At 39.1% G+C, this 8340-nt stretch carries 9 protein-coding genes; 2 read left to right on the forward strand and 7 right to left on the reverse strand.

Going from position 1 to position 8340, the window contains the following annotated elements:
* Window positions 1-230: 230 nt before the first annotated feature.
* Window positions 231-716 carry a hypothetical protein gene (locus tag A1019T_RS12445; protein ID WP_077452015.1) on the reverse strand — a complete coding sequence of 162 codons (486 nt, stop codon included), beginning with the start codon at window positions 714-716 and terminating at the stop codon, window positions 231-233.
* A 287-nt stretch (window positions 717-1003) separates the two neighbouring features.
* Here A1019T_RS12445 and A1019T_RS12450 point away from each other — a divergent pair, with 287 nt between their 5' ends.
* Window positions 1004-3049: a MobA/MobL family protein gene (locus tag A1019T_RS12450; protein ID WP_167366880.1), complete on the forward strand. Its 2046-nt coding sequence runs from the start codon at window positions 1004-1006 to the stop codon at window positions 3047-3049.
* Window positions 3050-3424: 375 nt separating this feature from the next.
* Window positions 3425-4507, forward strand: coding sequence for a replication initiation protein (locus A1019T_RS12455; protein WP_077449298.1), 1083 nt, complete (start codon window positions 3425-3427; stop codon window positions 4505-4507).
* A 117-nt stretch (window positions 4508-4624) separates the two neighbouring features.
* On the opposite strand, the gene A1019T_RS12460 is transcribed toward A1019T_RS12455, so the two are convergent.
* From A1019T_RS12460 to A1019T_RS12485, 6 genes are all read right to left on the reverse strand, one after another.
* A complete protein-coding gene (locus A1019T_RS12460) occupies window positions 4625-4891 on the reverse strand; it encodes a type II toxin-antitoxin system YafQ family toxin (protein WP_028859970.1) in 267 nt (88 codons plus the stop codon).
* Window positions 4884-5171 (reverse strand): type II toxin-antitoxin system RelB/DinJ family antitoxin, encoded by a 288-nt coding sequence (locus tag A1019T_RS12465; protein WP_077449299.1) that lies wholly within the window; start codon window positions 5169-5171, stop codon window positions 4884-4886. Before A1019T_RS12465 ends, A1019T_RS12460 begins: the two co-directional genes overlap by 8 nt.
* 190 nt (window positions 5172-5361) lie before the next feature.
* Complete coding sequence (locus A1019T_RS12470) at window positions 5362-5922, reverse strand: plasmid replication DNA-binding protein (RefSeq protein WP_077452019.1); 561 nt, start codon at window positions 5920-5922, stop codon at window positions 5362-5364.
* A gap of 548 nt (window positions 5923-6470) precedes the next feature.
* Complete coding sequence (locus A1019T_RS12475; protein WP_077452021.1) at window positions 6471-6764, reverse strand: DUF3817 domain-containing protein; 294 nt, start codon at window positions 6762-6764, stop codon at window positions 6471-6473.
* 450 nt (window positions 6765-7214) lie between these two features.
* Window positions 7215-7922 (reverse strand): signal peptidase II, encoded by a 708-nt coding sequence (lspA, locus tag A1019T_RS12480; RefSeq protein ID WP_075107731.1) that lies wholly within the window; start codon window positions 7920-7922, stop codon window positions 7215-7217.
* A 156-nt stretch (window positions 7923-8078) separates the two neighbouring features.
* A partial coding sequence (locus A1019T_RS12485; RefSeq protein ID WP_143514147.1) for a transposase occupies window positions 8079-8340 on the reverse strand: 262 nt, incomplete at its 5' end.

The raw sequence follows: 8340 nt of genomic DNA on the forward strand, positions 1-8340 counted from the left end.
GCAAAGAAGCGTTGTAGCCGTCTGTAATTACTGTTTGTCCTACCTTTGACAAATCCTCTTGCTATTTGTTTGAGGTTACTACTTTGTACTTGTATTATCGCTAGAGTAATTAAGGCTAAACACGTCAATCTTGCCTTGTTCATGGTTAGGTTTTGCGATAATATATTTATGAGCTGATTAAGGTTTGGCATAGTGTGGTTCGTCAGAAAAATTACTATTATGCCTTGTCCTTAGTCAGCTTTTTTGTTTTTTGTCGTGTACAGAGATCCACGATAACCGTCATCATGGGGCGCTAACGTATCAACCTGCTGATTTGAGAATAACTCACGGATGTCATTATCCGTATAGTCCGTGTCATCAGGTTGCTTATGTTGTCCATGCTCCTGCTCAGTTGGCTGATCATTAGTTTTAACTGCCTCTTCATCTAGGCCAATATCACCCCCCAAGCTTTTCACCATACTTGCAAACAACTCTTTGTCTGATTTTCTGGTTAAAAATTGTGGAAAGTTTTTCGCAAAGTAGTTTTGAATAAATTTTTCATCCTCACTCTCTCCTGCTAACACCTGTCCTAAAAAAGCGCCCATCAATATTTTTTGTTTATTTAACCGCTTATCAAGCTTTACTTGTTGCAGCTTAGCTTTACGCTTTAACTCCTCTAAGCGTTGACGCTCTTTTAACTCATTGGCTTCTTGATTATCAAAAATAGATCCTGACATAATTAAAACTCCTTTTATCAATATTAACCTAGCATAGCAAGGCGTTAGGCATCATTCAATCATCTATGCTACTCTTTAAGGTAGAATAATCATAAATCTGATACATTTTATTTTAATGGGTGATATTTGCGTCCCCCTGACTAAGGGCGAAGTAACGACTCAGTTTTTAATCTATCCACTACGTTACTACATTAAAAACTGAATCGCCCTTCGTTGGGGACACCCCAAACCCCGCACACCACGAAAAGATGTGGTGTGCAAAAACCTTTAACCTAAGGCTAGCTATTATGACTATGGTGCATATTGCGACTAAAGCAATTTCTCGAAAAGCAGGACAGTCCGCTGTGGCCTGTGCCGCATATCGCGCTGGTGATGTTTTAGAGGATGCTAAATATGGCAAGGTTCATGATTACTCTAAAAAGGATGGGGTAATGAGCAGTGATATTGTGATACCTGCTTCGTTAAGAAAAGGGTATGTCAAGATTGATCGCGAGATACTTTGGAATACTGCCGAAGCATTTGAGGCGCGCTCTGATAGCCGTGTGGCGCGTGAGTGGTTGATTAATTTGCCTTATGAGCTACCTGAAGATGAGCGTCATGCGCTTGCTCTAGAGTTTGCACAGAAGCTGTGTGATGACATGAATGTGATTGCCGATGTGTGTCTGCATCGTCCTGTGATGAAGCTTCCCTTTGATCCTAATGCTAAGCCCAGCTCTAAGCGGCTGCGTGAAGGGGAGAAAAATCCCGACCCGCGTAATTTTCATGCCCATATTATGGTGACGACGCGCGCGCCAGTGATTGAGCCGGATGGTAAGTTGGCATTTGACCCTAAATTTAAAATCCCTTTTGAGTGGTCTAATAAAAAGCGTAAACAAAATGACCTCCCCTCCTCAAGGGAGGAGATTAAGCGTATTCGTAAGCTTTGGGTGGACACTGCCAATCAAAGACTTAAACATCGTAATTTACCGCTTATGGATGAGCGTAGTTATAAGGACCAAGGTCTTGATCAGCAGCCCACCATTAAGATGGGGGTTGAGGCAACTGCCATGGAGCGCCGAGGTATTGCTACCGAAAAGGGAGAAACTAACCGTAAGATTCGAGCACGCAATCACGCTGTGTTAGAGCAAAGGAGAGAAGATGAGCGACGAATTAAACAATATCGAGACGGACTTGCTTGGGCAACTGGTCAAAATGAGAGATTATCTGGACTCATTGCAGACACAGAACGACGAGCTGATAGCACAAAACGATGCATTGAGGACGCAAAATCAGGCACTGCTTGGGCAACTAAGCGATGCGAAAACTTACCAAACTGGATTAATGGCGCAGACAAAGCAAACCATGAAGCACAACAAAGAATTGATCTCTCAAAACGCTGGGTTACTGCAAACTCAAAAAGAGCTGCAGACAGCGAATCAATCGCTCAGAGCATCCATCAAGACGCTACAAAGCGAGCAAGACCTGCCCCAACCCCGTTCGATGACAAAGCGCGACGAGCAAGAGCTGCTCGACTTGATCAGCAGCAAAGACGAATTGATAGAGAAACTAGAAGAGCAACTTATGAAGATAAGAGAAGATCTGAACGTGCTGAACAGCTTAAGCTAATACTTGCTCATAAATTACTCACGGCCACCCAACCCGATAATTGTTTGAGATCTGGCTGGAATGAGGACCCTAATGATTACCCTGATAAATATGACTATAGACAAATTGAGGTGATTAAAGACTTTGTGACATCACTTAATCTTCAAAGTAAGGATTTTAGAGACAATTTGATAGCGGTTAAAAACAAGATTGATGAGCGCTTTATTACCAACAACAAGGACCTTATCCACCTGGTTAATCATCCTAAGCAGGAGCGTGAGCAGTATAACGAGCGTTTAACGGCGTGGTTTGAATTTAAAGAAGATATTGACCAAAAAAGAGCCGATTTCAACCAAAGCATTATTCCTAAATTAGGCGGTAGCGCCGGAGAGGTGGGTAGTATGACCCGAGATATCATTTCATCATTTGACTACATTCGAGGGTTAGATCAGTTTATTTCTGATGACAAACAAACCATAGAGGCCAGAGAATTAGCTAAATCTCATAGATCAGATACGCTAAATAGAACCTGCCTTCAATTCAAGCATGCCTACTCTGATGTGGCCAAACTGCCTAGTGGTCAGCGAGAGAGTTATATAAACGCTCTAAATTCGACCGTAGAGGTGTTTAAAAATATTTATGGTAGTCAGTTACCAGATGAACAAAATAAAGCTATAGAGGACGGTTTACGTGCATTTAATAATGATTTACAACGATCTCATAGGCCTTCAAGAGGGTTTAGTCGATAAAACACCTTTGGCTAAGAGAAATATGAGTGAATTTTAGATCCAGATAATCATCATAACCTTTGGTTATTTGAGGGTTTTTCTTGTTGTTTTTTTATTTTAAAACAATAAGTCTCTTTTAAGTTCCTTTTATTTTCGTTCGTTTGAGTTATCCACAGGCAAAAACAGGGTTTACCCTTATTTTATAATTATTTTTAAAAGACTTATTTTAGACCCCACGCAAATGTAGGTTATACAAGGGGTTGCTGGAACTAAATGGGACGTATTGACGCACATTCTTAGCTTAAATGGGACGTATTGACGCACAAATGGGACGTATTGACGCACAAATGGGACTTGTATAAAATAGAAGTCCTAATTGTAAACGGAGCAGTAGAGATGGAAAGCAATGCGATTTTAGATAAGCCGAACAGATACCCCAAAATGTCAAATGATTTGTTGAAAGCAGCTCATCAGTCAGGTTTGCACGAAATGAAATTGATTGTATTGGCGGCAAGCAAACTACCGCAAAGCGCTGACGCTGCTGATTTTGATGCTCTAGCACCCATATACATTACTAAAGATGATGCGTTATCTATTGGTTTTAATGCGAAAAATGTCGCTCGTGATTTACGCACTGCTTGTAGCAACTTACGAAGCAGAGAGATTGTAATACCTACCCCTTTTGGTGATAAGGTGACAGGCTGGGTATATAACTTGTTATTTTTCAAAACCGAAATATTTAGAAAGCTTAAAGAGCGATACCCTGACAGCAGACATGATGATGAGTTTATAGAACAGCTTCGATTGCATAATCTAATTGATACTCTGCCATTTGTAATGAAATCTGACGAAAATCTAATGGCTCGTGTGATTATGCATCCTGATGTCGTGCCGTTCTTGTTTCAGTTGAAAAATAACTATACTCAAATAGACCTATTCGAACTTGCAAAGCTTACCGATAGTGTCTATAGCTTGCGTATATTTTTGCTGATGATGCAATGGAAATCATCAGGAAAAGTATATAAACAACTAGATGAATTAAGAAGAGAGTTTCGATTATTAGATAAATACGAAAATACGAAAGACTTACGCAGACGTGTCATAGATATGGCAGTCAACGAAATAAACGAAAAGACAATATATAAAGTATCTTACGAACTAAAAAAAACTGGACGCAAATATACGCATTTGGAGCTGAAATTCACAGAAAAAGGGCAGCCGAAAAACGTAACGCCTGCCCGTGACCCAGACACTATTAATATGTTCACCAATTATACTGATAAGCAACTGGCAAGAGCAGTGCATAGTAAGAAATTTATGGCAGATTATAACGGCCTAATAGCAGCTCAGAACCCCGCTAACCAATCAAGTGGCGCTTGGATTAGTCACATGGTTGAATGGGTTAAAAAAGATCCTGAGCGCTTTACTAAGCGTCCTGTGCAAGAATATTTGGATGATGAGCAAGCGCCTAGATTCTGAACTTGCTTCACCCTGGCGTAGGCGGCTTAAAATGAAGTTAATTTAATAATAGGCTATTAGCCTATTATTAACTGAAGAAGCAAAAAAAATGGTAATCCAGTAACTGTAGGTCCTAGTCTAAAAAAGTTCGCTATGGCTACCTAATCTATGCAATAGCACGTCATTGCCTCGGATTTCATAGATCAACACTAAATCAGGCTTGATATGGCAATCTCGACAACTCGACCAATTGCCCGTCAGAGCATGATCTTTATACTTTTCTGGCAAGGGTTGGTCTTTGACTAAACAATTAAGTACTTCCGCCCATGCAGGTGTTAAGAGTTCAAGATGGTGTTTTTTAGCATCTCTTTTAAGCTGTTTAGTGGGATATACTTTTCTAGCCATTCTCACTTTCTACCAACACATCAGTTAACTCATCTGCATGGTAGCCAGTAAGCTTACCTGTTTCGTAGTCTTCACGGCCTTCAATAATTGCTTTAGCTGTTTCAGCATTAGGGATGCAACTTGCCCAATTAAGAGATAGGGGTATGGTTTTGGTATGCGCAATCTCATTTAAAAACATACGCACCGCTTGAGTTGGTGTTAACCCATATTGCTCAATAACGGAGTAAGCACTTGCCTTTAAATCGTCATCAAGGCGCATATTAAAATTACTTTGACTCATAGCAATAACCTTATGTAATGTTGTTAGCATTACATTGTATATCATTTAGCTGTTAATAAAGTAGATGTTGTTTATCTTTACCTAATGCTTTTTGTTGCTATTATTTTAATTAATAGGTTAATAGCCTATTAATTAAAATAATAGCACTTCTACTGGCCCTCCACGGCATGCTCTTAAATAGGCCCAATAGTTACCACCAGCGCCACTTTTTTACTTTTTGAGTTATTGGTTCAGTAGTATTTACTTCCTGAGCAGGATGGACCGTTTCAGCCTTAGTTACATTATCGTCTGTGTTGCCTGACTGTTGTTCATCTTCTGTTGGTTTATGAGGATCCATACCAATCAACCTGCTTTGTACAAGCTCCTGTATACTCATATTAGCTTTGCTCAGATTGTCATTTAATAGCTCAATCTGGCGTTGATAATGCGTAACTTGTTGTCGGTAATCCTTATTGACTAATTCTTGTTTTTGCAGCGACTCTTCTAAGTGCTTGTTTTTTAACTGTTCTAGCTCTAATTGATGCTGTAATTCAGCTGTGCTTTCAGGTGTCATGCTTGACGACAAACCCTGTATACCACTGACTGAATCTACACGTTTAGTTTGCTTAGGCTCTCCAAATGCTCTAAACATTTCAGCAGTATCAATCATCTTGTTAGAGTCTCTAGAAAGCTTACCATTATTGATGTTGTTATAAATGGTGTTCCTAGTAATACCCCACTGTTTAGCCGCGTCCGTAACTGTTAATTTCAAGTGTCACTCCCTGCTAAATTGCTTTTTTTGAGCGTTCAATCATTGAACATTATTACACGTTTGACTTAGAGTGTATATTTTCAGGATACCCTTTACTTGAGAGGCATGTGATTTGTTGCAGATATGGGAGGATAGTACTTCGTGAAGTGACAGTTTGAGGGTTTAATAAACGCAAACACCTAAAATAGTCTGTTATAAGTGGTTTTATTATAACGGTCTATTTTAGGTGGTCTATTAATATTTTATAAGGCGTTTTTAGGTGGTTCCGCTAGGGTATACCCTACGATAACAGGAAAGCCATCGCGGATGACAAAACCTGTTTAGCTTTTAAACAAAACGGGTTTGTCGATAGTATGTAAGATAAGTTCGAAAAGTAACTGGAGTGTGAGACTATTCATACTGGGTCTGAATTAAAGTTTTATTGTGATTAATTTCTGCTCAATGTTATTCATTTGTCGCCACGATGAGTGATGGCGGCTTGTGATTTAGTTAGGAAAAATAATCTTGAGTAATAAGATACGTTTGTGGCATTTATAGCAGAGCTTGTTCTAGGCTTCTTTACTTACATTTTCCTGCAAGTTCTTTTTTAGTAAATGATCGAATATAAATGGGCCAAAAGGTAAGAGTGAGCCGAGTACGCCCGCAGGTATTGCCCAAAGAGGCATTTTCATTTTGATAGCTGAGCCTATAAGTATTATGATATAGGTAATAAACAACATACCGTGTGCCATACCGATGTATTTCACACCTTCTGGAATGTCCATCATATATTTTAGTGGCATGGCGATGAAGAGCAATAATAAGAAAGAGGTGCCTTCTAGATAGCCTATAGTCAGCTGAATGTAAAAATGTTATGGATTTAAACGCGCTACTGGTATAAATTTTACTTGCGTGCTGCGTTCCCAGAGGCTGCGCAAAATTCATCCCAGTAGTGCTATGACATTTTTAGAGTGTATCGACTATATAAGGGTAAGACTTTTTAACGCTGTCTCTTGTTTTTTTTCTAAGGCTGTGAATTTTTTCAATAGTTGGCTGAGTCTGTGACACTGTATTTTCCTTTTGTTATTATCAATAAAGAATTTATGGATTATTCAATGTCTCTATAATAATGGCTCTACGCAGAGCTTTTAAGTATTGAGTTTTAAGACCTAAAATGAGTGAGTACCTATACCAGTCATACATTACCTTCCAGTTCACATGTTATAAACATACTCAAGTATAAAAAGTATTTTTCCGTATAGAGTGAATACGACGCTAGTTCATTTTGTTTGTGATAATCGGCATCAATGTGCTTATTTATTACGCTTACTTTCTAAAAATATCATGTCAATTATAATCAATGCGACACCGACACAGACACCTATATCTGCAACATTGAAAAGAGGATAATTCCAGACATCAGCATAATGCACATGGATAAAGTCAACCACTTTACCAATTCTTAAACGATCGATTAAGTTGCCAATCGCACCACCAAGCATTAAGGCCAACCCCATAGATAATAGCTTGGCTGCACGTGGCGCTTTGATTAAATAAACCGTTAAAAAGATAGCCATTACAAAAGCTAAGCCTGAGAAAAACCATTTCTGCCAACCGCCAGCGTTGGCTAAAAAGCTAAATGCTGCCCCATAGTTATAAGCGAGTGTCCAGTTGAGAAATGGTTCAATGACCGGTACGGGGTCATTGAACGCTAATGTGGTTTGGGCCAACCACTTAGTCCATTGATCAAGTATTAATACCATTATCGCCAACAAATACCAGATAAAAGCGCGACTGCCATTGGCAACCATTTTTGGCATTTTGTCCAACTTATCTTTAGGTGTTATTGAGTTGCCTGAAGTCACGTACATAGCTTTAGGCGTATGATTTATGGTTTTAGAGTCAATCGATTGATGAGTACTACTCACAGCTATAGGTACCTTCTTGTCAGCAATATTAGTACTAGCCGATTCAACGCTATTCAATTTAGTACTATCTAATCTGTCGGTAGATTCAGTCATAGTTGTTTTCTTTATCTATGTTTATACAATGAACAATGTTAAACGTATATGTTTTTGGTATACGATTATTAATCGCGCCACTTTCATAAACGGCTCCACTTACCGCTCTGGTATTATGAAACTTACGGTAATAATTTTTGGGGCTGTCCTAGATAACTAGTTCAAACCCTGTTTAACCCATTGTAGTAATTGCGACTTTGGGTCACTGTGATTGAAACGCCACTCACATTCCTTTAAATAGAGGTGAAAATGTTCTTTTGGAACTCCGTTAAACTTACGTAGATGCCGTTTAGCTTGGTTCCAGAAGTTCTCTATACCGTTAATGTGATTCTTGTCATTAACAAAGGTTTTGGAGTGGTTGATACGATAATGAGTAAACTCACTGACATCTAATGCGTTATAGCTTTTAAATGAGTCG

Source organism: Psychrobacter piechaudii (genome assembly GCF_900162825.1).
In the GTDB taxonomy this organism is placed as follows: Bacteria; Pseudomonadota; Gammaproteobacteria; order Pseudomonadales; family Moraxellaceae; genus Psychrobacter; species Psychrobacter piechaudii.

Bases quoted from the DNA above. Each gene is read 5' to 3' on its own strand.
- A1019T_RS12445 (WP_077452015.1), bottom strand. From the start codon at position 716: ATGTCAGGATCTATTTTTGATAATCAAGAAGCCAATGAGTTAAAAGAG.
- A1019T_RS12450 (WP_167366880.1), top strand. From the start codon at position 1,004: ATGACTATGGTGCATATTGCGACTAAAGCAATTTCTCGAAAAGCAGGA.
- A1019T_RS12455 (WP_077449298.1), top strand. From the start codon at position 3,425: ATGGAAAGCAATGCGATTTTAGATAAGCCGAACAGATACCCCAAAATG.
- A1019T_RS12460 (WP_028859970.1), bottom strand. From the start codon at position 4,891: ATGGCTAGAAAAGTATATCCCACTAAACAGCTTAAAAGAGATGCTAAA.
- A1019T_RS12465 (WP_077449299.1), bottom strand. From the start codon at position 5,171: ATGAGTCAAAGTAATTTTAATATGCGCCTTGATGACGATTTAAAGGCA.
- lspA (WP_075107731.1), bottom strand. From the start codon at position 7,922: ATGACTGAATCTACCGACAGATTAGATAGTACTAAATTGAATAGCGTT.